This is a genomic window from Burkholderia sp. MSMB1078WGS (genome assembly GCF_001528895.1).
Classification (GTDB): Bacteria; Pseudomonadota; Gammaproteobacteria; order Burkholderiales; family Burkholderiaceae; genus Burkholderia.
The window spans coordinates 1-26,318 of record NZ_LPDI01000083.1; the positions used below are offsets into that span (position 1 = coordinate 1).

Genomic DNA, 26,318 nt, shown 5'->3' on the forward strand with positions numbered 1-26,318 from the left:
GCCGCAATCTTTGCCAGCGAGCCGCCGAATTTGCCGACCGCGGTCCGCGCGGCCGATACGATCACTACATCCGTCATGTTCAATCCCTGCGTTGAAATCAGTTCGTCGTTCTGACGCCGGCACGAGGCGGCTGCACGTGGCGATGGCGTGCGCCGGGCCATCCGGCGCGAGCGCGGCCGCATGCCGCCGCATGGCGGGCAGCATCCGTTCGCACCGGCGGCACGGCACACCGCGGCACGGGCAACCGTGCACGGTCGTCTTGCGGCGCACCGGGCGTTCGCCGGACCCCGCGTGGCACACGCGGCGTCCGGCGTCATCCGGCGCCGGTCAATCGTGTCGCGCCTGCGCGCGACACGCACTCACGCGGTTACGCTGCCGATTCGCGCGCAGCCGCTGCGTCCTTGCGGGCGGCGGCCGCCGTCTGCTTGGCGCCGCGCGTGGCCGTTTCGCTGACCGCATCGAAGCCGCTCTGCGCCGCTTCGAGCGCCTGACCCGTCGCCGCACGCACGGAGTCGGCCGCGGCGCTCGCCGCGGACAGCGCCGAATTCAGCGCGGCTACTACCGGCGCCGAGCCGGCCGGCGCATGCTTCGACAGTTCGCCGAGCACGTCCTTCAGACGCTTGTCGTTCTGCTCGTACTGCGCCTGCGCGACCTTCGCCCATTCGGACTGGGTCGACACCGCGATGTCGAACAGATGGCGGCCGTACGACACGACCTTGCCGGCCGCTTCCTGCGGCGCGGCAACCTGCTGCGCGAAGCCTGCGGCCGGGTTGTTGCCGTTGAACGCGTTCTTCAGCTTGTCCTCGTATTCCTCGAGCGCCGTCCTGGCCGCCTGCAGGTTGAGTTCGACGACGGCCTCGAAACCGTGGATCGCCGGACGGGCGATCGCGAACCAGGCGGCGATACCGGATTGATAATCGGCGGCGAGTTTTTCGGGGGCAAATACGGACATCGGGCACGCTCCTGTTAGCAATGCGAGAGACGACTTGAGAAAAAATGGAAGCTTGATCGACACCCGCTTCCTTATTGACAACCCGTCACCCATTTGGGCGCAGGCAGTTGAAGGAAGCCATTCTAGAGCGATTAATTGTCAATTAAGTGGCATTAATGATAGGTATAAACCCTTATTACCCTTTAGAGCGACCGCCGAAGCTTGCGGGGCGCCAACCTCGCAACCCTGATCTCACCTGCTCCGACCCGCAATGCATTTTTACCTTTTGCAGCATAGCGTAACCTGGTGTCGCGCAATATTTACCAATTCATTATTCTGCTTATTAGAAAACCGGCCCTCTTTGGAAATCAAAAACCATCTGTGAAATCGTTTTTCTGGATTTTCCATGAAATCGTTTTCGGCCTTATTAATAACGAATTCAATAATCGGACGAATTACGGGACGCGATAAAAAAAGGCCGCTTGAAGCGGCCCCGGTCGACGCGGTCGGGCGCGGGATCAGCCGGCCAGTTCGCGATGCAGCGCGCGAAACTCCTGCGCGAGCTTGTGCGTCGGCTCGAGATGGATCACCGGCGTCGACTGCTGATGCGATTCGCGGATCTTCACCGACGCGGACAACCGCGACGCGAGTACCGGCAACCCTTCGTCGACGAGTTCGTCGACCAGCCGTTGCGGCAGGCTCGCGCGCGGCTGGAACTGGTTGATGACGATCCCTTCCACCTCGAGCGCCGCGTTGTGGTCCTGCTGGATTTCCTTCACGTTCTCGAGCAGCGTGTACAGCGCGCGGCGCGAGAAATCGTCGCAGTCGAACGGGATCAGGCAGCGTTCGACCGCGATCAGCGCCGAGCGCGTATAGAAATTCAGCGCGGGCGGCGTGTCGATGTATACGGCGTCGTACATGTCGAGCTCGTTCAGCGCATCGCGCAACTTGTAGATCTTGTAGCGCGATTCGAGCTTGCCGTGCAGCGTGTCGAGATCCGGATGCGCAGGCATCACGTCGAGCCCGTCGAACGGGGTCGCGTGGATGAACGACGCGATGTCCACCGGACGGAAGTTGAAGGTCAGCGCGGTTTCGAAGAAGCCGGCGACGCCCGGTTGCGCGTCGGCCGCGGCGTCGCCGAGCAGGTAGCGCGTCGAGTTCGCCTGAGCATCGAGATCGATGACGAGCGTGCGCAATCCTTCGCTCGCACTGATCGCTGCCAGGTTGCAGACGATCGTCGACTTGCCCACGCCGCCCTTCTGGTTGAATACGACCCGCCGCATGGTGTCCCCTCGATCGAAACGTCGAAACGGCCAGCTTAGCCGGTCAATCATGGCGGCGGCGTGACGCGGGTCGAATTGGGCGCGACTTGTGCGGCAGCCGTTACCTGCGCGGCACCACGCCCGATACGTACCGGCTGCCGGGCACGCTCCACCGCCACGGCAGATCCTGGCCGACGCGAATGCCGATGCGCGGCCCGCCCGCCAGATCGGCGGGCGGCGCCATCCCGTCGTCGACGATCGCGAACCCTTCATGCGCGCCGACCAGGTCGACGCCATCCTGCGCGCCGCCGATCCCCATCGCCTGCGTCAACCGCGCCGGCCCGCGGCACAGGTCGCGATCGCGCGTCCGCGGCGGTCGCGCCGCACGCATCCGCTCGAGCCCGTGCAGCGGCTCCAGCGCGCGGATCAGCACGCCCGTTCCCGCGCCGTCCGGGCCGCACACGCAGTTGCAGCACCAGTGCATGCCGTACGTGAAATAAACGTAGAGGTGCCCGGGCGGCCCGAACATCGTCTCATTGCGCGGCGTCTTGCCGCGATAGGTGTGCGCGGCCGGATCGAGCGCGCCCGCATACGCTTCCACTTCGACGATGCGGCCGGCCCGGCCGTCCGCGGCCGCGAGGATCTTGTTGAGCAGCTGCGGCGCCACCTCGGTGGCCATGCGGTTGAAGAATGCGCGCGACACGATGGTGCCGGGCCATGGAGCCGCGGTCTTACTGCGTCGCATCGTGCTTCTCCGTCATCGCCGCGAGACGAAGCTCACGATACGCATCGACCAGATCGTCGAGCGCGAATGCGAGGTTTCTCCCGCTGGGGTTGGGCAGCACCCACACCCGCGCTTGCCGGATGCGCGATGGCTGCGATCCCCACGCGACTTCGCGCTGCCCCGACAGCGCCGAATACGCCGCCTTGCCGAGAAACGCGACGAAGCGCGGCGCATGCTGCGCGACCTTGTGTTCGAACGCGGCGGCCGCGGCCATGAATTCCGCGCGCGAAAGCTGATCGGCACGCGCGGTCGGTCGCGGCACCACGGCCGTCAGCCCGCAGCCGTAACGGAGTATCGCGCGATCGTCCTGCGGCGCAATTTCCGTCGGTGTGAAGCCTGCGAGATGGATCACGCGCCAGAAGCGGTTGTTTCTTCCCGCGAAGTGATGGCCGGTCGCGGCCGCGATCAGGCCGGGATTGATCCCGCAGAACAGGACGTCGAGACGGGGAGCGATGAGGTCGGGAAGTGCGTCAGCCACGTTTCATCCCGAGCGCGGCGGGCAGGCGCGACGTAAACGAAGCAAGGCCCGAAAACCCGGGCCAAGCGACTGGCTTGACTCGGACATTCGGGCCCATCGTGATGCGGGGGTGCGACTTGCGATCAGAACGGTTATACACACTAAAAATCGTTGGTAGGCCCCAGATGTGGCCGAGTGAATGGGTTTCAGCGGTCCGTAATACGTCGGAATGTTGGTAATTCCATGCCCCCCCTTTTTTGGGGCGAAAACCTGTCTCACCGTGCAAAGTTGTGGGTAGAGGCTTTGACGATGTCCAAGAGTAGACATTAAGCAAGAACGTGTCGGTTTTGCATTGCTGGAATGCCTGGGTCGGCCCTGCCCAGGGGACGGAAGGCTATCGCTTAACGCCTTTTGTGCGGTCTCGCCCGGGCTTCGGAAGTGGCGCGTTGAGCATAGTCAGAGTGACGCCCTTACGCTCTGCGTTCGTGGCCCACGTGACGAACTGCTCAAGCAGAAGCTGGTTTTCCTCCTCAAGCCGCTCGTTCTTGGCCTTGTATCGGTCCACTAATTCTAGCGCGGCCCGCAGGCGGTTATCCCGGGGCCGGCTGCCTGGGCTCGTCCGCGTGCCGCGTAGGGCGTCCTTTTTGAGCGAGAACGCGTTTGCAATCTCAGGGTACTCCGCGAAGGTGAAGCGCGAGTAACGAATACCTAAGGACTTTTCCACGACGTCTAACAGCAACTCCCATGTAAGTTTGCCGCTCCAGTCATCAAGGATGTCGATTACGGCCTTGATGCGTTGTTCGGTCAAGTCGGGGGAGCGAATCTTCCTCATTTCAGCGCCTCTCGTCCTGAAGTCGGGAGTACCTCGATACGTTGGCCGCATTCAGCAGTAATGAGCGGAGCGTTTGCCAAGTCGAGTTGAATTCGAGCTCCGGCAACCACCGACGCGTCCTCTAGGATGGACAGCAAGGCATTGACCCGCTCGAGCGTTGCTGTCTGATGCTTAACCCAATTGTCGGCGCCGTACTCTCTGTCATCCAGGGCTTCGCGAGCTTCCCTCAAGAGATATTCTGTCTCACTTCTCAGCAGACGCAGATTGGCCTCCTTATGCGCTTCGCCCTTGACGCACTCGTGTTCCTCACAGTTGATGCAATCCCGGTACATCTGACACGGTTCGCTGGCGAAGTTATGACTGCACCAGCCATATTCCGTCGTGTGCGCTGAGGCGATGCGCATCTCCTCGAATTCGCAACGCGCAATCAGGTCGCGGTCGCAAGCCGCTACCAGATTCACGGTAAATCCGGCCTTCAACGCCTCACTTATAGGCGCCTGCACCTCGTCCGAACTCATGTGGTCGTATGCTCGATTCTGCCTAATGTCCTTGCGACCAGAAAAGATTGCAATCTCTGTGCTGGTAAGGCCACCCATCTGTGCGAGCATATTCAGGTAATGTCTCAAACTATGGCTCTTGACCCGTATGGGTGAGCCGTCGTCCTCGGTGTAACCGAAGCGCTCAAAGATGGACGCCATCCTATTCTCGCCTCCGAGGTGATTCACGATGACGGCGTAGTCGACGCAACTGAACATGCAAAGGTACGGCGCCTTACGAGAATGCATCTCACTGGTCCTGACAACACCGACAGAGTCTTCACATTTGAGTTCGGGGTCTCCTGGAACGTAGGGGAACGTTGCTGGCAACATCGCGACAACCGTACGTTCAACGTCATCAAAGCGAAAGCCAATCCGCCGTCCATCCAGTTCCACTTTCGCAAGCGTGTGAGTGACCCGCCCCCAAAGAGAAGCTTGGTCGGTCAAGGTCTCATCGCCCCACAAGACCAGCGCCAATTCACGCATCGTCAGCACATCTTTGCGACGGAGGTGCGACGCAGCTGGATGCAGATAAATGGTCGTTGGATTAGCCGTGTACCAAGCAGCAAGCTGCTGAGCAGGCGTGGACAACCGAAGAAGATTTGCGAGCGCGTCTCTCGCGACCGGTACCATTTCGGAAGGAAGCCATTTCGTCGTGTCCGCAAACCCCTTTGACCCAGTCCAGCGTAGCCCCAGCTTTCCACGAAACTCGCCGTCGCCCTCAACGAGACAGTTACGCCGCAGCCGCACCACCTCATTTATGCGCTCCGGCGCGCACATCAATAACGCCATATAGCTGGAGACGAGCACATCCCGCGGTTCGATAGCCAGGCGGAAGATGTTGGCTAATGCGCGCAGTGCAGCCGCCGACGGCAGTCTCTCTTGTCGCGCCTCCAGTGCATGCTTCGAAATTCTGGACCCAAGCTCCTCCGGCTTCTTCATCCCATGAACCCATAGTTGCCGCAGTGAGATGAAGCCCTTGTCAGTCATCAGTTCCGCTATTAACTCAAGCTGCCCGGCGACGTGATGCGCAACTTTTGCGGTGAACTGCTTTTTGGCCAACTCGAGGGCTGTATCCAACACACCCGCATCAACGGCGGTCGGCCTGGAACCTCTACTCCATTCCCTCAAAGCCGCCTCGAGGCATCGAAGGGCGGCTATACGACAGCCGTGCGAAACAACTGGGCGCTTGTCTTGCAGGTAAATTAACGCCGCCTTGGCGAAGTCGAGAAACGGCTGCGGCATAGACGGCTCGCGAGCGCGAACACTGGCAGCCTCTAGGGTACTGAACACAACTCTTTGGACAACGTTATGGCCCTTCCGATATCCCACCTCCCAGATGTTCAATCCGAATTGCTTGTGAGCGCCTAGTACCTCGGCCTGGTTACACAACTCTACGAATGCCTTCAGGTTTGCTAAAGGGTCTAGCTCCGCACAAGGAGTGAAATGAAGGATGGTTGTGCTCACGAGTTCGCCTCCCCCCTGCGTTGCTCCCAAACGTAGGCACATTCGGCAATGACTTCCTGCACTGCAAGTATGGCGTCATCATTGACTGCCGCGAGCCGCTCGTCGCTTGCCCACTTTTTGCGTTCCACTTGCAGACGCAGGAGCACTTTGTCATGCGGAGCATCAAGCCACGGCTCGAACTTGAAGCAGGTATAGCAAGCGACCGGCTTGTTAAACGCGCACCCACCTCCCTTGCCCGCGCAACTGCCGACCGGCATCTTCGATACTCGAAAGTCAACAATGCGGCTACCCAGCGCGCCTTGGTGCGTTGAGTGCTTTTCGTCCTCCACCAACTGGCCTTTGAACGCGCGGGCAAGAGGGGCTAGCTGCTTACCCATGGCTTTGTCAATATTTTCGACAATCTTAGGTGACGCCTGAACATAGACGTCTACGTGTTGAAGGTCAACATGCCCCAGCCTGTCCGCAATGGTCGCCTTACTGGCACCTTCTTCGGCGAGACGGACGCCGAAGGTATATCGAAACCGCCTAGGAGCCACCGGAATAGGCGCGAACTGAAGGCGCTCGGTAGGCGGTGCAATCGCATTCAAAGTGGAACTGAACACCTGCGAGAGTGCCGAGCTAACACAGTGACCATAAAACAGGTCATCGTCGGCACGTCGGGCCTCTGTAGGTCCAAGCGGCATAACCACATCTGCCGGAAATAAGGCCGCCTCGTCACCGTGTCCCAACGCTTTGAGATTGTCGATGTAGTCTTTGGCGAGGCGCCCCGTCTGAGGGCTTAAGTCGAACTCTTTGAAAGACACGCGCGAGTGAACCTCTCGCGTCTTGACTTGAGGGAGGGAAAGGACGAAAAACCCATCGCGAATCGCCAGGTCCATCACTTTCAGGGACGCATATTGGGAGATACGGCCTCCGCAAGCAAACAGTAGTCGTGCCAGGAGGGCAACCCATTGCGATACTTCCCCGGTGCCATACGCCGTGTCAACTGCTTTGTACAGAGCCGTGTACTCCGCTTCGCTGAAGGGGCCTTTGGCCGGGTCTCGATTTAGGACGGCTCTTCCCCTTGCATTTCCGGGCTTACGTCGCTCACGAAGATACTTGATGCATTCTGGCTCGACGCCATACAGACCGAGCGCGCCCCATTTCTGAAGCAAGGTGTTCAAAACGCCCAGACGCCATTTCTCGTGGCTCCCGAGACGCGCCGCGTAATTCGATACCTCGGCAACCGTGATGGACGATAGCGACACTGACTGGTCTCGACGCACAAGGAAGTGATTGAACGCCTTAAATAAGTTAGATAGATGGCTAGTAGAGCTTCCTCTCGCAAAAATCAACAGAGTTTGCTTGAGTGGCTGTCGGAACGGCGCCAAATACCCATCGATACGGCGAAAGTCGATGTGTAGCCTGAAAGGCCCGTCAACCCATTCCCATACGTCCTCGTTCGGGTGGAACGCAACGCCCCGCTTCGTATACGCAGTTTCCGGCAGACCTATTGGCACGAGAGCGCCTACAGGCTCTCTACTCGTCTTGACCAAGTTGTGCATCGAGTCGCTCCTGTAGCTTCAACGCGACCTGCCGCCCCTTACGGGCAGTATGTCGACGAGTGTAGGTGGCTGCCATTGCCGAGTTGTCGCTCCAGCCCTGTTGCTCGTTGCGCGCCTTTTCCTCGACAGCATCGCTAAGCCCGAGTGCCTCCGCCTGCTCGGAGAATCGGTCGTTCCAGGTGTGACGCATCACGTGGCTTGTCATCCGCACCGATAACCCAGGACATGCCGTGCGCAATTGTGCGAACAGCTTATCGATACTCGACGGTGAGAGCGCCTCGCCCTCGTCAGAGACAAAGATTTGCGGGATTTTCCGGGCCGCCTTGATTGCACGACGCTCGGTGTTGATGAAGTTCCATAGCCTCTTCATGATGGCGGGCTTGAGCTCAATCTCCCGGTCGTACGTTTTCGTGTTGGGCTGAATTCGGCGAAGGTCTTCGGCGGCGTCCGCACGACGGATGATGCGCAGCTTCGGCTGATTGGAGTGCAGGTCTCCAATCTGCAGGCCCAAAAGTTCTCCGCGCCGCATCCCTGTTGCCAGAAGGAGTACAACAATCAGCCAGTTGCGCCGGCGGACGAACCGTCGCTCCCACGGGTTATCCGGAGAATCAGGGTGGACAATGGCCATAAGTCGGTCCTCCTCATCGTGAGTGAGGCCCACGCGGGCATTCAACTTGGCTCGCTTTGAAACTTCAGGGATATTTGCGCGGAATGCGATGAGAGCGTGTTTACTCTCCGCCTTGAGAGTCTCACGTTCGGACGCGGGAAACGAGCTTCCGACATAGTCGGACAGGAACGCTAGATAGTCAGCCATATACCTCAGCCGCGAGGCTTGGGTGGCGACATCAACCGCGTTGCGTTCCGCCTCGCCCCCCTTCCGACGCAGTCGAACACGCCGCAGGTTTATGACGTTGGGCGTGCCGTTGTCCGCTACCTCCTCGTCGAGGTCGTCCACCCGGAACTGCGCGGCAGACGCGAGCCGGTTAAGTTCGGGAATATCGAGAAATTGGCCCTTGGCCAAGCGGCCGAGCAGGTCCACCTTTGCTCTATCGAGCTCGCGGTACAGCAACGCCAAGGTCAGGCAAACAAAGTGGATGGTGTTTGCGGCTCGCCCTTTCTTTCTATATTTGTCCAGATACAGAGTGACTTCGTGAACCGGAAGACCATTCCGAATCTGCAAAACCGAATGACGTTCTCCGTTGCGAAAGCGAATACGCTTTGCGACGTACTTGGGCGTCAACATTTGATGGCCGACTGCTGAAAGAGCGAACTGCTTGCAGCACATCCAAGACGATTCCGGCCTTTCAGGTCGATTGCTTGCCACATCACATCCTCGCAAATGTACCCTCTCACAAATAGGCGAGGTGCCCTTCGGCAAAGAGGCCGCTTACAGCTTAAATTTCGACATAACTCGAATGAACGTTGCACCCACCGACCAATATAGCAAATACACGGCCTCAGTTCAAATATTTCAATTACTCTACAGCGAAGTGCTGACCGCGTGCACATGTCCCGACTTTAGGCGAACACTTCATGGTTCGGCGGGAGGCTTGTTAACTCATTAACGATATCCACGCCCGCTCGTTAATTAACATCCAGGTAGACATCGACGGCGAGAAATAGAGATTTTTCTCCAACGTATCAACAGGTTACCAATTGCTCATATCTATTGCCCGGTCATACTCGACTTGACGATGTTCGAAAGCCAATGAAACCACATTGACGAACGTATCGGATTAAAACCCATCAGAAACAGCAGCATGTCAACAGCCCCTTGCGTTTTGAATAAAAGAAGCTATATGGTGAGCGCTAGAATCCGACCCGCGATGATGCAGCGCTCTAGATTGACTGGCTCCAGTTCGTGACATCCGAGCCAAGCTCTTGTTGAGCCTCAGACAGGTCGGCTAAAGAGTTTCTCTCCCCGGCCGTTATCTTCGAAAGGCGCAAGTAGGACAATGTCGCCAAAACAGCCTCCTTAGGCCATACCGAGCTGCGGCAACTCGATGAGGAAATGCACTAATGAGCAACAACAATGCTGCGCGAGGATTCGAGACGATTGGCTTCAATTTCGGCCGTCTGATGTCACGTATCCTTTCGCTCGGGCACAAAGTGGTAGGCCGCGTGCTGGACTGGTGGATTTCCACGCCTGTGCAACGCGTGGCATTCATATGCTTCGCGCGCGTGAACGCCCTTTACATTACGCTTGCTTGTATGGTGACGACAAGCGCATATGCGTGGCTGAACCCCGGAAGCAACCTTGCAACAGCACTGCTGCTGGTGACCTTCTTGCCGCTGCAGAGCATGTACTTCCGGCTGAACCCCGGCAAGGCGTCGATGATTGTGACGTCCTGCTACGGCCGCGAGTTGCGCGTGCATCTGCCCGATACGAGCGTGCGCCCTCGCGATGTCGCGGTACTTCGCGCGCAGGTCGACGAACTAGTGCGCATCGCCCGGATATGCCATGCGCGTACGTTGACGTTCAATTCGCCGCTTTTGGCAGCGAAGTCCACGAGCATCCTCCTGGCGCGTACTCTGGCGCGGGCCGCGGCGAGCGCGAATGCGGACGTGCGCGTCGAGGTCGAGGAGCCGAGGGAAGTTCACGTCGTCTCACATGGCAACCTTTCGGTCTACGCGAACCGGTATGAGGCGCTGCGCGATGGACGCCTTGCCGTTGGCCCGCGTGGTAGGCTGATGAGCCGCAAGATGCAAGTGCGATTTAAGTAGCTCTCGAAACGCCACATCTCCAACTGCGGGGTGAGCGCATGGCATTTGCCGTCACCGCCGGCCGACGAGTCCCAACTTCCCAAGCTGAGAAGCCCGCCCGCGCCGCTCGGTGGAGCTACGCCTTCCCGAAAACGAGCAACTGTCTGCGTAAGCTCCGGAGTCGTTCGCGTCAGGTTATCGAACTCTGAGAGACTGACGGCAGGATTTGAAGCGGGGGCACGAAGCCTACATCAGCCGCCGCTACGGCAACGCGCCCCTGTGGTCCTTGCTCAACTATTCCGACGGCGATGCAGGGATTACGGTATAGCGAAGCTGTATCAGGTCGTCGTAAGAGTGCACCTTCTCACCGCCTCCGAAGCGACGATGCTCGCGTTTACTCCGAACGCGAACAGATATGTCGCGCTCCTCACCTATGTCGTCTGCAGTGAATTTATAACTCCACGTGTTTGAATCGGTCCAGCCGCTATCGGTGGTCTGGTGCAACGTCTTAAACTGGTACTCCAACGGTTCCTCTTTCGGGTCAATTGCCAGTGCCACGAAGTCGATACGTTGGCCAACTTGAACAGTTTTGCCCGTTGCACGAGGGTGTGGCCGCAGATTCCCATCAAATGCTATCGTCGTACCGAGACTGTCCTGCACCGACAGCATCTGTGCGTAGGGACTGTCGTCGGCGAAGAGCGTGCTTCGCTGATTGATGGACCCATCCAACTCGATGACTTGCTGGACGACCGACTTGAATTGAACGCGAATCGCAGAAAAGAGGCGGTCGATTTCTACGTCCTCTTCACTTCCACCAGGCAAGAAGTTGACCGATTCAGTCCAGACATCGGTGGGCGGTCGATTATCTCGGGATATTTGATAATTTGCCGATATCTTTGCGGAAGTCGCGTCGCTGAAATCGCAACCGATGGTCATTTTCAGACGCGCAAACTCGCGAATTTCATCTCTGCGTGGAACGGTCGCCTGCAACTCGCCGCCCCAATAGTAGTTGTCGACCTGCACGCCCACTCCAATGAAATTTGCATTTGTCAAGGCCTCACTGAGTCGAAGGAATATAGGTCGGAGCTTTTCGCGGATGCGCTCGCCGGTTTCGCTTAAACGCTGTTGATGCTCATTGCTCGCCGCTTGCGCCGTCTCCATCTGATATTTTGGTACGGCAAGGACCGGTGCAAGGTCGGACAGGTCGAGTTCTGCGGCGTCGGTCTTTAGCACGGGAGGGGATAACCATGCGTCAAGCTCGCGAGCAAAGGCAGCCATAGTTGGTCGTTCGCTCGCCACGTGCTTGGTTGCAGCTTCCAGAATTGCGTCAAGTAACGATGCACGAGCGTCCGATACATATGAACTTGCGCGTAGCGCTTCAACTGTTGTCGACAAAACTCCCGGAAGTGGGAAGTTCTGACCAGTTATTAGGACCCAGAGGGTTTTTGCAAGCGAGTACACATCTGCGGGCTCTCCGTCCGAGTCAGACGCGTCATTGAGCATCTCTGGCGCCATGTAGAAGACGGGGCCGATACGTTCACCTTCTAGCGTCAGAGACTCCTTACCCTCGAAATCCGCGAGACCGAAATCGCCTACCGTCCATTTCCCAGCGTACTTGAACAGATTATCGGGCTTGATGTCACGATGGGTGACTTCGAGTGCATGAATCTCAGTCAGAAGGTGTGCGATGTCCCGAATGCTAGTGACGACCTCCGCGAGAGTTGGCTTATCGCCCAATGCATCCATCATGGGTTGGGCTAGCTGCATCGCGAACCAAGCCGGACGTTCATCTGACGGCCTCTCAGGGATATCAAAATCGATAACTGGGATGCATCCAAGGTGCTCACATTTCTGCATCGCTGAGATTTCGTCACGGAACCGGGCGAGGCGCTGGGTGTCCCAACTTCTTGTTAGTATTTTGACGGCTGCGGTTTGTCCAGCATTCGTAGCCTTTACTACCCTGCCGTTTCCGCCTTTCCCCAATCTCTCGCCCAATTGCCAATTGCCTACCTTGGTCAGCGGTTTCCGTCTCGACGACATTGCTGTTTAGTCCCTTAGCTGTGGTTGAAGACGCAATGAATCTGCACGTTCGCCGAGTTTGATGTTGGCGTGCGTGTGTGATACGTTCCAAGAAATTATGCGCTCGTTCCACTATTCGACGTAACGAATTTGGCACCCTCCACGTGAGATGGGCGTAGTGTCTGCTGCGACTGGCCCGGGGCGGAGCTCTACATCGTGAGACGTTAGAGCCGAAGCGGCAATTTCCCGATATTTGCCGCAGCGACAATGTCGAGGTGTCACCGACGCAGGCCGTTTGTCCAGATGGTTCTCCGGGGCGGCTACGCGTGCTGGCACTTGACGGATGCGTACTTCAGTGAGTGAGAACGGCGACGTTCGGCGCAACTGCCTTGCTCCGTACCGCACACCAGAGGGGTTAGACCTTCCTGCAATCGATGGTAAGTCCATTAACTCTAGAACTACTTCGCCCTCGACGAAAAACGTTTGCGAGCGTTCGCGTTGGCCCGCGGGTGAAAACGAGGTGCGGAATACGTCGAAAGTGCAGAAGCGAGGGGCTAGAATCAAGTGCCATTTGCCTCCCTTCGACGTGATGCCATGACCATTTCCGAAGTTCTCGCAAAGCAGCTGCACGCACACAGTTCGGGGCCGTTTCTTTTCGCAGGTTCTGGTCTTTCTCGCCGATACCTCGGTCTAGATGACTGGGCAGGATTACTCCGCCGTTTCTGCAAGCACATCAAGCCATACGAGTACTATCTTTCGTCCGTAAATGGTGACCTGCCCGCCGTCGCTGCCGCAATGGCCGAAGACTTCCATGAGCTTTGGTGGACTCACGAGGCTTACGCGGTTAGCCGAGAGAAGCACTCGAAGAAAATCGGTGAGAGAACGGGGCCGCTTCGGGTCGAAATTTGCGACTATCTAAAGGGCGTCGGCGTTCCAGACCTTAGCCAGAGCGAGTTCGCGGATGAGCTCGACGCGCTAAGCCGCCTGAACGTTGACGGCATCATCACCACCAACTGGGATACGTTCCTTCAGACACTTTTTCCCGACTACAGGGTGTATGTCGGACAAGACGAGCTTTTATTCTCGAATCCGCAATCCATCGGTGAAATATACAAAATTCACGGCTGCGTCAATACGCCGCGAAGCTTGGTGCTTACGAGCGATGACTATGAGGATTTTAACGAGCGCAATGCATATCTGGCGGCGAAGCTCATCACGATTTTCGTCGAGCACCCCGTTATCTTCATGGGCTACTCACTAAATGACGAGAATATTATTTCACTGCTCAGAGCAATCTGCGCCTGCATCGGACCCGACAAGCTTCAGCAGCTCAACAACAACCTGATTTTTGTGCAGCGTGCTCGGGAAGGCGAGGATGACACGATTTCGCAAACCGTTATCGCCCTCGAGAAGACCCAAATCCCTATCACCTTAATTAGGGCGGGTTCATTCGTGGGAATCTATGAGGCTATCGAGTCGACGAAGAGAAAGATTCCTGCCCGCGTGCTTCGTTACTGCAAGGAGCAGCTATACGAACTCGTAAAATCGACCGAGCCTCATGGTAAGCTTGTTGTGGTCGACGTAGACCAGGTCAATGGGCGCGAAGACATCGAGTTCGTTGTAGGCGTCGGCGTGGCGGCGGAGAGAGAGGAAGAAGAGAGACGTCGCCTTGGGGATGTCGGCTATCGTGGCATTAAGCCAATCGACCTGTTCGAAGACGTCATTTTCAGAAACAAGGGTTACGAGGCGCGGCGTGTGCTTCTTGAGGCGATGCCGCAGGTATCGAAGGGCCTGAAGTATCTTCCGATTTTCTTTCTTTTGCGAGCCGCAGGCATCAATGATAGAGACGAATACCAGCTATCTGAATACGATGTGGACCGCTACGTCGACTTGACGCCCGCAGACTTCAAGGCAAAGAGTTTGGCAAAGGGGTACATGCGGAACTACCGCGGGTTGAGTGTCTCCGAGATGATTCAGAGGTTCACGCCGGAAATCGTTGCGCAGTATCTGCCGTTCGTTGACTGGAAGCGCGAAGACTACGCTGCTATTGGGCAGTTTCTTGCCGCGAACATTGACCGCTTCCAGACCTCGAACTATTCCACGGCGTTTCGTAAGCTGGCTTGCCTGTACGACCGTGCTATGTACGGATGGGAATAGGCGGGTAACAAATCCCGCATGAGCGAAGCGCTGGCGCACGTGGTGGGGGGGCGTAGGTTTTGTGTCTCGTTGAGCGTATGGCCCACTACGGTAGCACCGGACCATCAAGGGCCGTTGTATCCAGTTTCATCGGTCTAGCCCGGATTATTGATAAAATCTGCGAGAAGCATGTGTCATGATTCTCGAGCCGACGGCTCACAGTCTCGTAGAAGCTTGCACAATCCGTAAAGACAGGCGATGACGCTCCCCATGTAAGCGTTACGTAGGCTGGCTAACCTATCGGCCGCCGGCATAGTTCATACGATGCCCATAAAACTGGCGTTTAAAGACGAGAAGGTCCGAGCGGTGTGTGAGAGTCCGCGTTCGGCGAAGCTGAAGTACGGGGAGGTAGCTGGGCGGACAATTCATAGTCGGCTAGCGGACCTGCGCGCGGCCGATTCTCCGCTCAAGTACGTTGAATGGGGCTTCGGCAGATTCGACGAGGCAGCGCATGACCGAATTGTCATTCCAATCGACGACGAGTACCGTATGGTTGCCGAGGCCAACAATCGTCCTCCGCCAGGTGAGCCGGGAGCCCTAGACTGGGCGCAGGTAACGCGCGTGAAAATCTTGTCTATCGAGCGTACCAATGAGAGCTGACGCCGAATTTTCTCCCATGTGGGCCATTCCGCCTGGACGAACAATCAGCGATTTGATGAAGTCGCGAGGAGTTGCTTCAACGCACTTAGCGCAATCGGTCGATATGTCCGAGGACGACTTCGATGACCTCCTAGAGGGGAAATGCGCTCTCACGGCGCGTATCGCCAAAGGTTTAGAAGCGGAGCTTGGCGCGTCTGCCGGTTTTTGGTTGTGTCGAGAGGAACAGTATCGCGAGCAGCTTGCTATGCTGACCGATGGTGTCGACCCAGACAACGTCGAGTACCAAGGCTGGCTTAAAAGTCTTCCGCTCAAGCAGATGCAAGAGCTTGGCTGGGTCGAGCCGACTAGGGACAAGCGGGAGAGGCTTCGCCGATGCCTTGCGTTCTTCGATGTGCCGAACTTGGATGCTTGGCGTCGTTCGTATTCTGATACGAAAGGCGCGGCCGCGTTTCGTACGAGTGACACGTTCGAGGAGGACGAGGTCGCGACCGCAGCATGGCTTCGGCGGGGTGAACTCGAAGCAGAAAAAATTGAGTGTAAGAAGTGGAGTCCGGCACTCTTCAAAGCTCAGCTTCCGAAGATACGAGCACTGACCAATATTCCGAACCCTTCTGAATTTTTACCGAAGCTTCAGGAGCTTTGTGCTGAGGGCGGGGTTGCTGTTGTGATTGTGAAGGCCCCGAAGGGCTGTCGCGCGAGCGGCGCCACTTTCTTTGGTGGCCCCGACAAAGCTGTGCTGTTATTGTCGGTCCGATACCTCAGCGACGACCAGTTCTGGTTCTCTTTCTTCCATGAGGCGGGACACCTGGTTCTACATTGGGACGCCGACTTGATGATTCTCGAGACGTCGGACGGGCCCATGTCTCCCCAGGAAGAAGAGGCCAATAAGTTCGCCACGGAGCAACTTATTCCTCCTCACCTGCAGGCACGCCTGCCCGAGGCGTCAAAGTCGCTCAAGGGCATCATGAGGCTCGCTCGCGACGCCGGGGTATCGTACGGCATTGTCGTCGGACAGATGCAGTTTCGTGGCTTGGTCAGCCAAAAAATCTATAACAATTTGAAAAATCGCTACAAGTGGAATGCCATTTAGCCGCGGAACGGCTTGTACTTTGCGGGACTTTTTTGCCAATTGCAAAGTGAGTCCTCAATCACTTGCATGCCAACGCCCAGAGCCTTCTCGAGTTCGATTGCGAGTTCATCCAACTTCTTCTTCGAATAGGTCTTGTTGTCGACGGCGCCGCTGAAGAGTAGGCGCGCGCCGCGCTCCGGGCCCGTCGCATGAATGATGTACGCTGACGGAGGTTCGATATCTACAAGCCCAACTTTGGCAATCATCGTCAGGTAATCAAACTTGCCCGTTCGACCGAACTGCTGAACGGCCTTCATCTTTTTGTACAGGTAATCGAATAGCTTCTTGGGGTCGTCTCCCACCTCAGCTTTCGCATTTGCTATGAACGTCGCATGTGACCGCTTGGGGCCAATCCATGCGGCGTAGCTCTTGAGGACGATGTCTAGCTCTCCTCGACTTTCATACTTGCGGTGGTTTCCGAACGGGAAGTCACCCTTCTGAGCCTCGATGTCATCGAGGTGTTGATGAAGCCATAGAGTAAATTGATTTGGATTTCTTGAGAATTTATCCCAAGTCCAAGTGAATTTGTCATTGTAGGCACCGTAGACCATTCGCAAGAGACCATAGCCTTTCTTCAAGTGCTTGCCGCAGACTACGAAAAGAAATACCAGCCAAAACGCCTCGTCCACGTTACCATTGCGCATGTGATGAACCGCGGCACGCAGCGGGTCAAACATCTCCGCGTCCTTGGGGTCAAGACGTTTCAGAGAGATTGGCCGAGTTGCGATAGCCTTGATGTAGTCGATGCGCGCGACGCTATCGACGATTTGAGCGACCAAGGCTTCGCGCTCTTCCACTGTTGATATGCCGGGTAGAACCTTGCCGTTGATACGATACGCCGCAAGAATAGCGTCGAGCTTTTTGGTGAGAACTGGATTCTTCATGTTCGGGCCATCGACCGTGTTGGTTCTATCAACTATCGTTTGTTTGAGTCGGCGCTTGCTGGTTGCTGAGCATCGAGGGCAGCGCCATCAAACAACATCGGCGCAGAAGGCGCTGGCGCTTGACGCTGGCGTTTCGCAATGTGAATGTCGAAGACATTGGTCGTCATTTGCTCTTTGATGTCGACCAGCTTTTCCCGGTCTGTTTGACGAGCCCCTTTGCGAGAGTGGCGATACACCTGCAATAACCGGACAAGGTCGGCCCAATAGGGAGGAAGGTCGTCAAGCTTCGGTTGCTTCCCTTGCCGGACCTGGCGCTCGGCTTGTAGCACCTTCACTACCGTTGGCCAAGGGTCGCCTGCTGGCATGTGAGGCATTGAAACGCGTTCTTGGTAGCCCTCGTCGAGGTAGTCGAACACTGACTGGGTGTCTGTTACGTAGAGGTGAAGGCTGCCGACTGCGTGTTTGTATTGACCGACTTCGACTCCCAGGGAGCGAGCGATGAGTTCTTGCAGCATGGTGAACGCGAAGATGTCGTGGGGCAACCCCATGAAGGCATCATTCGAACGCATCATGACCATCGCATGTAGTTGATGGTCTCTGACGGTGAATTGCAGCGTGCACGTACAAGGAAGGTCTTTGCGCCTTTTCTCGAGGTTCTTGGCAAGGTCTTCCCCGTGGAAGAGCTGAATGACAGCCCGGCGCGACGGGGCGCTTGCCTGGAGTGTCCGGATTACGTTTTGTACTTGGTTGGGGGCGTTATCTGAGCCAAATAAGCGTGGGCCGTAGGCACCGAAAATCGTCTCATCGTCGTCAGAAAATTCCGAGTACGTCTTGATGTAATACTGGATGAAGTCCAGTCTGTCGGAGCCTGAGAGATACCAAAGGAATTCGCCTAAGCAACTGAAAACGGTATTTTTTCTTTCGCTTTGGCTTAGTCTGGCCCTCGGGTTTTTCAAGAGTAGAAGCGCACCATTTATTTCGGTTATGGCGCCTTTCGTTGGAACGATGTCACCTGCGCCGCGCTTTCTCAGAAGGCGACGATAAACCTTGTTCAGCAGGTCATCGATTGTGTCTGCGGTCAGGTACATGGCGAGAGCGGCACACCAGGCGTGGTCAGTCGCCTATGAAACCGCGAAAGTTGAGAAGGCGCAAAACTCAACGCTCACTCAAACAATCTTAACTGAGCGTTTGCTCTTGCGAGCGATTCTTGGAGTTCGAGTTTCAATTGGCGGCCACGCAAAACGAGCGTTCGTCGGTCGGCCTGCATCGCGCCTCGACTCAATGCTACGTCTCTAACTTCGACAGTGACGTCGTAATGCGGCAACGAGGCCTGCGCCTGGAACCAGCCCCGTTTCAGTCCCAGAGACGTCGCGAACCCGTGCAGTTCATCAAGCGAATCGGCAACCAAATGGCACCACTGGCGACCGCGCCACGCTATCCGAGCGTTGTCTACATAGACAGCCAAGGTCTCTCCTTCGCAAAAACCCTTTTACTTTTACTCTACTCCCCGAGGATGATACTCGAAATCACAACGGGACTGTTCTCGTGCTGTTCGCTGGTCGGTGCGGCGCACAATGCGTCTTCGGAGCTGCCGAGTTGATGAATTCCGGGTGCAAACTTCTGGTCAGGAAGCCTTCGGATACAGAGCCTCAGTAATTAGCATTCGATGCCGGCCCCTCGATGTACGCGTCTAGGCACACATCGCAGCCGGCAGAAAGTACTTTGGTACCTGGTAGTGCGCTACGACTTCTGACCCAAAGCCCAACCACGTGAAGGTTTGAATGAACCAGCCTCGGCGTCACCATTTCATCCCTCGCTTCTATCTCGATGGCTTTTGTGCCGATGACGCCCAACGACTCGCTGTCTATGACCGCGTTCGGAACGTGTACCGAGCTCAGCGCTCCTCAGAGGTTGCTCACCGGCGCGACTACTATGCGTACGAAGATGAGCAGGGCAACCGATTCTTTGATATCGAAGCGGCGCTTGGTGATGTGGAGACGGCTGCCAGTCACTCGATTCGGCGTGTCGATAATGGCGATGAGCTCACTGACGACCACCGGATGACGCTGGCAACGTATGTGGCGTTCCAGTACACACGAACACCAGCGTACGCAGCCTGGTTGGAGGCTTTTCGGGCGCATGGAGCTAGGCGTGAGGAGGTGGAGGCACTACCAGAACCGCCGGACCCGGGGGGTGACCGGGCGGAGGCCATTGGCGCGATGTTGCGGCATGCACCGAGATTTGCTCATGTTTTCCTGCGGCTGAACTGGACTATCTGGCATCGCGATTCGGAACGCATTTCCTTTGTTACTAGCGATAGCCCCGTTTGCCGGGTTTGGCGAGACCAGCCGGACGAGGGCGTATATGCCGGCGCTGGCTTCCTCGCGCCGGAGGTGATAACACTTCTTCCGTTGTCACAAGTGTCAACGCTGGCAATGTCTGGCATTGGCGACCGGCTTGACCGGAGGCATCTTACTCGCGACCAAGTGCGACGCGTGAATCTCGCGGTGGTGGACCAGGCACAGCACAACGTTTTTGGTAGAGACATGGCGCTTGTCGACAGCCTTGTCCGAGGAACTGGAATTAACAGACGTCAGTGGCGCCCTCCATTGGTCGCTGGCTAGACTTGGTTTGTGGAGCCGCGGATGCCTGCGCCGGCTCGTCCCGCGTGTCCGTGCGCGGCACGCTATGATTAGCGCCTAGGTGACTAGGTCGATTGGCTTTGTCTGTCTTCCCCTAGCGGAGCACACAGTGACTCGCCACAAGAAGAAACGTACGGCGCCTCAACCTCTCAAACCCGCCAGGCCGGTAAACGAGCGGGGTGCGACAAGCGAAACCTCGATTACCGTCGACGAGTTCACCCGGGAAGCAGAACTGCGGCGCAGTGAGGGCAACTGGGCGGGGTTGCTCGAACTGGGGGCGATGCCGATTTCGGCCTTTGCCCGGCAAGACCAGGAGCATGCGCATGTGCCGCTGCTTCTTTGCAAACTGCGTGGGCTGACCCAGCAGAAGGAATGGTATTCGGCCAGTCGGGGCGTTTCGCCAGTCGAGTTGCTCGAGATACTGGAAGAACTGCGGCGACGTGTGCCGGACTTCCACCTGAAGCCCGAATTCGAGTTCTACTATAGCCTTGACCCGTATGAGGTGAAGGGGTTGACCCGGGCGCTGGATGTCACGGTGCAGGCCTTTGCGCGGCACCCGAGTGCAACCTTGCTGCGGCATCTGCGGCGAGTGGTGTTGCGCCTGCACACAATGCAGGGCGATGACTGGGAGCAGGACTACACCGAAGAGGAGCGGGTCGCGCTTGACGGCTTGCCGGCTTTACTGCCCATTTTTCAAGACGCCTGTCGCGTGCTTGAGCAAACTGGCACGTCCGAGGAGGCTTTGCTTGCACGGATATTCCGACTCGACACGACGTCGCTGGATGTGGCGCCCGATGAGGTCGAAGCCCTTGTCGCTGAAATCCGTTCGCTTCCGACGCCGGGGATTGCTAGCCTCGATGCGGCGCACATGGATTCCGGCCCCAGCGGCTCGCTCACGGCGCTCGCGTGGGCCTTTCTGGTTGACGTGGCTCATACCGGACGAGACGGCTGGGGCGGGTTGGATGCCCGCTATCCGGATAGATTGGGCTTCGGCCTGTGTGACGGCCTGAAACTGTTGGTCAAGGCTGCCATTTCCACCGGGGAGGAAGCTGACCGGTTGTTGATTGCGGGCGTAACGAGGCTCTGTGCACAACCGGATGACATCAGGGACGAAAACGTACCCCCGTACTTGTACCTCTCGGGCAACGCCACCGAGGTGCTCGAGTGTGGTTTCAGCCTCGCGTCGATTCCCGACTTTGTTCTCCGGCTTATCGAGCACGCTCCTGCTACATTGCAACGCGGCGACGCGCTATTGACGCTGTATCACGTACTGGTGGCGAACAATCAGTACGCGCTCGTTGGCGAATATGCAGACACCCCCGTCGCGCTGCCCGAGCTGGACTGGCTGGCAGAGCAGTCGCCGTCCTTTGCCTGCTTGCTGGCCAGCGTCGCGCCGACTGACGGCCAGCGCGCGTTTTTCGCCGTCCAGTCGTTGCGTCGGTATATTGAGCGCGGTGAAACCTATCCAAGGCCTCCGGTGCTCGACTGGAAAACCACCGAACGCGAGCTGTCGGTCGACGAGCCTTCCGCCAACCGGATTCTCGCGGAGATGGAACGCGTGCTTGAATTGCGCGCGCTGATGGATGACAGCCACCGCAAGCGCTGGCACGACCTCGTGGCACCCGTGCTTGCTGCTGCGGCCGAAGCCTACGCGGACCTGGGTGCGTCACCCGCGTACCGGATGGTGCGGGCGCTGCATGATGACCTGCTCGATACGGCCCCCCTGGTGCTGGCCCAGCTCGAATACAAGGCGGGTGACACCGCCCAGGCCTTCATGTCCTATGGCAACTGTTTTGGTGGCCCGAATCAGGCAACCGCTGCTTCCGCCATGCAGGCGTTGATACAACAGGCGACGGCGTCTGAGTCGTTGCGCCACTTCCAGGCAGTGCTCACGGAAGGCCCTTGGGCGAGCATGCATGCGGCCGCAACGGCCCCGCTCGTGCAGAGCGTTCGCAAGCGGTTGAGCGAATGCGAGAAGCAGGAGCAATTCGAAAAGACGGCGCTGGCGCGTTGGCCGGCGTTAAGCCCCCAGGCCCGCAAAGTCCTCGCCGTGCTCGATACGGTCAACAGCTTTGCGAACTTCGAAGAGCTGGGCACCTATGCGGGCATGAGCGGGGAATGGGCGGGCCGTCACTACCGCCGGCTGCTTGCCGATGGCATGATATTCGAGACTGGCAACAGCTACCGGCTCAATCCGCATATCCGGCCGCTCGTTGCGCAGGAATCCCGGCACACCGTCATTTCGAAAATTATCCGCTCGGGTGGGACCAGCGCGGCCGTCAAGCAGGTGTTCAACAGCGAACGCGAGCACACCATCTATCGGGCCATGGTTCAACTGTGCCCCAACCATCTGGTGTTCCCGAACTGCTCGCTACAGAGCATTTTCAGCTACGAGCGGATGAAGGAGATGGTCACCTCCGAGGAGTTCTCGTACTACCTGATGGCCAGCGTCGACCTGGTCGTGGTGTCGACCACTACCTACCTGCCGCTGCTTGCTATCGAAGTGGACAGCATCTATCACGACACCGAGAAGCAGCTTGAGCGCGATGGCAAGAAGGACCGCATCTTCGAAGCGGGTGGCGTACCGCTCATGCGTCTCAGGCCGGTGGGCAGCCCGTCGGCCGACACCATTCGCAGTCAGGTGGCCGAACATATGGAGGAGCTGGTGCGAAGCGTCCGGCGGGATATGCCCGGCTACCAGCAGGCCGTTGCGTTGCTGGAGGACCTGACGGGCCTGGGGATTGGCGGTTAGCCGCCCGCGTTAGGCGCGGACGCGCAGCAGCGAATCAGCACGGAGAAAGCACAATGCGGGAAAACAGACCAAAGATTCTCGTCTACAAAAGAACGCATACGGGCGACCCCAACGAAAGCGGCCTCTTTGGATGTAATGATTGCATGGGACGGGTACGGAACTGGAGCTTCGACCATGTAATCGGTATTGGAGGAACGAGCCCCTGGCGTGGCGACGAAGGAATAGCGAAGAAAGTGAATTGGGTTGGGATGGGCAGGAAAGCGTACGACGTCACTCCCAACGGGCATGCAATATGGGCCTTTGAGCATTTCATTCTGCTTAACGAGAACGGGCCATTGCTTCAGTCAGACTACCCACTGCTTTACGAGCATATGCTGGAAACAAATCGACGCGTCATCAAATCTGACAGCGTGTTCGAAGATATGTTTGCGGAATTAATGACTATCTTGCATCTTGCGAGTGGTGCTCCACCATCGCCGGTGCTTGGTAAGGGAGAAATCGCGACGAAGCAATCTCATTGCCCTCCCCAGGTTCCCTTAACAAAATGCCAGAAACCAAAATTCTCTTCCTGCGGGTAGGAATCGACCGTGGCTGCGGCGGGAGGCTATCTCCCGTCGAAGCCGACGGCAAATTTGAATACGTGCCTATTCCGGAAGGTGCGCCGGTACACAATGCCATGAGATACGCTGACATTCCGTCGCGTCGGGGCGGCACTCTCGCGCAAGTCATAGGTATGGATGCCCCGGCTCACTATGACCCGGAGTTCGTAACATACAGCTATGGGGAGCCTGGTCATCCAAAGCGCTCCCAGCTATTAACCCTGAATCGTGGCGACTATCTCGTTTTCTATGCCGGCTTCCAGGGGGATGCCATCGCAACAGGGACTTGCTGTGTAATCGGCTATTTCGTAGTCCGTTCCGTGCATGCAATGAACCCAGAGCTTCCATGGCCACCAGACATCGCATCGCACCTAAACAATGCCCACTTTCGTCGCGTGCAACGTGAGGACAAGCTAGTGGTGGTTGAGGGAGATAAAGAACGCTCAAGATTACTCGAACGTGCTGTTCCAATATCAGATGGCGTGCAGCAGATAGTGCCCTCGGTCGCAAATACGGTGGGCTTCTCCGGTTCAGTTAAGCGTGCGATAGGCAGATGGGTTCCGGCGACGCACGTTGGCATTACAGCTTCTTGGCTCCGGGCTATGGCTTGACGAACATCAACGGGTTCATGGACGACGCCATCAGGCGCACTGCGATTCCTGCTGCGCGCCGGTGGCACTCGAGTGGGACGGTGGTGTACAGCTGCGCTACGGGAAAAAGCCCGTGATTGAGGGCATTGTGATACCTAACATGCCGATATAGAGTGACCGCAGTCGTAAGCCGGTGCATCAGGCTCGAAGCGACGGGGTTTCGGGGGCAAAAATGAACATGCGTTGGGTATCGGGCGGAATAGCCCTACTGGTTTCTGCACACGCCGTAGCTGGATTGTTCGGTTCGGACGGTAGCACCTACGAAGAATGCATGGAGGCAAGGCGCAGCGAAGTCAAAAACACCGCGCAGTACACCATTGCCGCCGATTACTGCCGCCAAAAGCACCCGCTGCCAAAGCTTGTAGACCCATTTGACCCAGCTACCGCGGTTCCCGAAGACCCGGTCGAACTGCATACGATTTCAGGGCTTGACCCAGCAAACGCAATAGCTAGGCCGGCTATCGCCGCGCTAGCGTTGACTCATGTCTCAGTGGCCCACGATGGGCAACAGTACGGTGGAGCAAGAAGTCCCGACTTCCGATGGTTTACCAGAGCGGACATTACCAACCGCAATCGATTCCCGCTGACTGCCATTTTGCTCGGTGTCACTCAACGCGGAACGAAGCGATGCGACTGGAGCGCGCAGCAATACACGGAGGTCTATCAATGCAATGGCTACGCCGGCAGCGGAATGAGCGGTAGCTTCAGATGCGATATCCCTGATAGCGAAAATCGACGCAACGCCGACTATTGCGTGGTGGGTCTGGGTATCACGAGTTCGCGCGCAGACCTCAATCGCTACTTGCCGGGAAAGTGAGTAAACCGCGATGCCCATGAAATGCCTGTCTCCGGACGGTCCGGTTCATGCGTTCGACTATTCCCGCGAGCGGTTCGAGCTGCTGCGCCTGAAGCACAACAGCCAGCGGCACCTGTCGTTCAAATGCTGCGCCGGGCAGGTGGGCCTCCGCGTCTCGTCGACGGGCTTTCAGCACTTCTACCATGTAAAGCGCGGCGGCTGCCGGTATGAAGGGGAGTCGCTTGAGCACCTGCAGGCGAAGGCGGCGATTGCACAAGCGGCTCGCCAGGCCGGCTGGTCAGTGGAACTCGAGGCGGAAGACGAGCAGGGCTGTTGGCAGGCTGACGTGCTGCTGAGCCGAGGCAGCGTTAGGCTCGCGTTCGAAGTGCAGTGGAGCGCCCAGACCTGGGCGGAAACGTTGCTGCGGCAGCAGCGCTATGCAGACAGCAAGGTCCAGGCCTGTGGCTGTTTCGTCGTCCGACGTATGAGCCGTCTGAGCAGACACCGGCCTTCCAGCTGCGAAAAGCCGACACGCCCAGTGGCTTCGAAGTGCTTGTCTCGCCGCCAAACGAGAAGTGGGTGCTGTCCCGGGACCCCGATGACTGGCGCGACATGGCGGCATTCGTGAGCAGCGCGCTGAATCGCGGTCTCAAGTTCGGGCTGGGGGCTGGTGCGCGGCGCTTCAGCCTGCAGTACGCGATGCACGAGGCCGAAAAACCCTGCGGGTGCGGTGCGGATGTCGTCGTTCCCTATTCACTGGTCGCCGTGCCGCTCGACCTCGCGGGCCACCGGCCGTATCGGTGGCACAAGAACCAACCCTGGCGCTATCCGCCCGCGTGGCTCCAGACGTTCTCCGAGCACTGCAATCAGACCACCCGGAAGCTCAAAATTGCCTACGCTACCGGGATAGACGCGCGCACCCGTCGCTTCGTCTGGTGCTGCGGGCAATGCCGCGCGCCGGTGCGAGTGGATGGCGCGACCCTCAGGCAGGTCACTGTCGCGGATACGGTGGTCAGCGCGCTGCCGGCGCCGAAGCCGCGGTCCCCAGAGGCCGAGTTCGCGAATCGCTGGTGGATAAATCCGGAGACGTCTGCTGGCTGAGCTGGCGGCACGGGGAGGAGCCCGCGTCGACTGAGACCATCTCGTCACCAGCTGTCGCCGTTGGTCATCGCCATCTGGCTGGCCGCCTCCGGGATTGAAGTGCTGGGCCATATCGGGATGGACCAGGACCCGGAGCGACCGTACAGCGGTCATATCATCGACATCGCTGCATCGGTCAGCGTCGAGCGTACCGGCCGCGTCTCGATTGCAGAATCGGACATCACGGTCCTTGAGACGAGAACCAAGAATGGTAAGCTCCGGCCGTTCTACAGCGCTGGGGCATTCGCGCGACGCATCTGCTCCGCTGTGGTCGAGGCTCTGGCCGTGATTGGTTCCGGGGCAAAGCCGTCCCGATTCGCTCGGCTGGCCAGACGTTTCCCTTTGGGTTAGGCTTTGGGCCGGACGTTATCGCGGCAAACAATAACCGAGGACAG

At 57.9% G+C, this 26,318-nt stretch carries 22 protein-coding genes; 10 read left to right on the top strand and 12 right to left on the bottom strand.

All coding sequences use genetic code 11. The features are described from left to right. Positions 1-367: 367 nt before the first annotated feature. From phaP to WT24_RS19765, 8 genes are all read right to left on the bottom strand, one after another. Positions 368-952 (bottom strand): TIGR01841 family phasin, encoded by a 585-nt coding sequence (gene phaP, locus WT24_RS19730; protein WP_059506684.1) that lies wholly within the window; start codon positions 950-952, stop codon positions 368-370. A 497-nt stretch (positions 953-1,449) separates the two neighbouring features. After that, positions 1,450-2,214 carry a ParA family protein gene (locus WT24_RS19735; RefSeq protein WP_034208399.1) on the bottom strand — a complete coding sequence of 255 codons (765 nt, stop codon included), beginning with the start codon at positions 2,212-2,214 and terminating at the stop codon, positions 1,450-1,452. 100 nt (positions 2,215-2,314) lie between these two features. Next, complete coding sequence (locus WT24_RS19740) at positions 2,315-2,938, bottom strand: DNA-3-methyladenine glycosylase (protein WP_060035651.1); 624 nt, start codon at positions 2,936-2,938, stop codon at positions 2,315-2,317. Beyond that, positions 2,925-3,455, bottom strand: a complete 531-nt coding sequence (gene mug / locus WT24_RS19745) for a G/U mismatch-specific DNA glycosylase (protein ID WP_060035652.1) — start codon at positions 3,453-3,455, stop codon at positions 2,925-2,927. Before mug ends, WT24_RS19740 begins: the two co-directional genes overlap by 14 nt. A 373-nt stretch (positions 3,456-3,828) precedes the next feature. Next, positions 3,829-4,266 (bottom strand): hypothetical protein, encoded by a 438-nt coding sequence (locus WT24_RS19750; protein WP_059839721.1) that lies wholly within the window; start codon positions 4,264-4,266, stop codon positions 3,829-3,831. Continuing rightward, entirely contained in the window at positions 4,263-6,047 is a 1,785-nt protein-coding gene (locus WT24_RS19755) for an integrase (RefSeq protein WP_257127528.1), read from the bottom strand. The genes WT24_RS19750 and WT24_RS19755 overlap by 4 nt, the downstream gene beginning before the upstream one ends. A 218-nt stretch (positions 6,048-6,265) precedes the next feature. Beyond that, on the bottom strand, positions 6,266-7,813 hold the full coding sequence (locus tag WT24_RS19760) for a site-specific integrase (RefSeq protein WP_060035656.1): 1,548 nt from the start codon (positions 7,811-7,813) through the stop codon (positions 6,266-6,268). Further along, positions 7,788-9,098 (bottom strand): site-specific integrase, encoded by a 1,311-nt coding sequence (locus tag WT24_RS19765; RefSeq protein ID WP_257127530.1) that lies wholly within the window; start codon positions 9,096-9,098, stop codon positions 7,788-7,790. Before WT24_RS19765 ends, WT24_RS19760 begins: the two co-directional genes overlap by 26 nt. A 734-nt stretch (positions 9,099-9,832) precedes the next feature. Here WT24_RS19765 and WT24_RS19770 point away from each other — a divergent pair. Further along, positions 9,833-10,537, top strand: coding sequence for a hypothetical protein (locus WT24_RS19770; protein WP_156441843.1), 705 nt, complete (start codon positions 9,833-9,835; stop codon positions 10,535-10,537). A gap of 273 nt (positions 10,538-10,810) precedes the next feature. On the opposite strand, the gene WT24_RS19775 is transcribed toward WT24_RS19770, so the two are convergent. After that, positions 10,811-12,556 (bottom strand): protein kinase, encoded by a 1,746-nt coding sequence (locus WT24_RS19775; protein ID WP_082742240.1) that lies wholly within the window; start codon positions 12,554-12,556, stop codon positions 10,811-10,813. 573 nt (positions 12,557-13,129) lie between these two features. Here WT24_RS19775 and WT24_RS19780 point away from each other — a divergent pair. Together WT24_RS19780 and WT24_RS19785 are read left to right on the top strand one after the other, a co-directional pair. Continuing rightward, positions 13,130-14,692, top strand: coding sequence for an SIR2 family protein (locus WT24_RS19780; protein ID WP_060035664.1), 1,563 nt, complete (start codon positions 13,130-13,132; stop codon positions 14,690-14,692). A 628-nt stretch (positions 14,693-15,320) separates the two neighbouring features. Further along, on the top strand, positions 15,321-16,421 hold the full coding sequence (locus WT24_RS19785) for an ImmA/IrrE family metallo-endopeptidase (protein ID WP_060035665.1): 1,101 nt from the start codon (positions 15,321-15,323) through the stop codon (positions 16,419-16,421). Here the strand turns inward: WT24_RS19785 and WT24_RS19790 are convergent. From WT24_RS19790 to WT24_RS33175, 3 genes are all read right to left on the bottom strand, one after another. Then, a complete protein-coding gene (locus tag WT24_RS19790) occupies positions 16,418-17,344 on the bottom strand; it encodes a hypothetical protein (RefSeq protein ID WP_060035666.1) in 927 nt (308 codons plus the stop codon). The genes WT24_RS19785 and WT24_RS19790 overlap by 4 nt on opposite strands. 32 nt (positions 17,345-17,376) lie before the next feature. Continuing rightward, complete coding sequence (locus WT24_RS19795) at positions 17,377-18,432, bottom strand: thymidylate synthase (protein WP_060035667.1); 1,056 nt, start codon at positions 18,430-18,432, stop codon at positions 17,377-17,379. A gap of 74 nt (positions 18,433-18,506) precedes the next feature. Continuing rightward, complete coding sequence (locus tag WT24_RS33175; RefSeq protein ID WP_082742241.1) at positions 18,507-18,809, bottom strand: DUF4031 domain-containing protein; 303 nt, start codon at positions 18,807-18,809, stop codon at positions 18,507-18,509. A 316-nt stretch (positions 18,810-19,125) separates the two neighbouring features. Here WT24_RS33175 and WT24_RS35850 point away from each other — a divergent pair, with 316 nt between their 5' ends. The 7 genes from WT24_RS35850 (at position 19,126) to WT24_RS19820 (ending at position 26,274) form a co-directional block, all read left to right on the top strand. Beyond that, positions 19,126-19,968: a DUF4238 domain-containing protein gene (locus tag WT24_RS35850; protein WP_082742242.1), complete on the top strand. Its 843-nt coding sequence runs from the start codon at positions 19,126-19,128 to the stop codon at positions 19,966-19,968. A 127-nt stretch (positions 19,969-20,095) separates the two neighbouring features. Continuing rightward, positions 20,096-22,738 carry a DUF2726 domain-containing protein gene (locus WT24_RS19805; protein ID WP_060035669.1) on the top strand — a complete coding sequence of 881 codons (2,643 nt, stop codon included), beginning with the start codon at positions 20,096-20,098 and terminating at the stop codon, positions 22,736-22,738. 544 nt (positions 22,739-23,282) lie between these two features. Beyond that, positions 23,283-23,948 (top strand): hypothetical protein, encoded by a 666-nt coding sequence (locus WT24_RS34505; protein ID WP_156441844.1) that lies wholly within the window; start codon positions 23,283-23,285, stop codon positions 23,946-23,948. Between the two features lie 211 nt (positions 23,949-24,159). Then, positions 24,160-24,804, top strand: coding sequence for a hypothetical protein (locus WT24_RS34510; RefSeq protein WP_156441845.1), 645 nt, complete (start codon positions 24,160-24,162; stop codon positions 24,802-24,804). A 16-nt stretch (positions 24,805-24,820) separates the two neighbouring features. After that, positions 24,821-25,411 carry a competence protein CoiA family protein gene (locus WT24_RS19810; protein ID WP_179949377.1) on the top strand — a complete coding sequence of 197 codons (591 nt, stop codon included), beginning with the start codon at positions 24,821-24,823 and terminating at the stop codon, positions 25,409-25,411. Then, positions 25,396-25,884, top strand: coding sequence for a hypothetical protein (locus WT24_RS19815; RefSeq protein ID WP_156441846.1), 489 nt, complete (start codon positions 25,396-25,398; stop codon positions 25,882-25,884). Before WT24_RS19810 ends, WT24_RS19815 begins: the two co-directional genes overlap by 16 nt. Before the next feature lie 60 nt (positions 25,885-25,944). Further along, positions 25,945-26,274, top strand: coding sequence for a hypothetical protein (locus WT24_RS19820; RefSeq protein WP_060035672.1), 330 nt, complete (start codon positions 25,945-25,947; stop codon positions 26,272-26,274). Positions 26,275-26,318 lie beyond the last annotated feature (44 nt).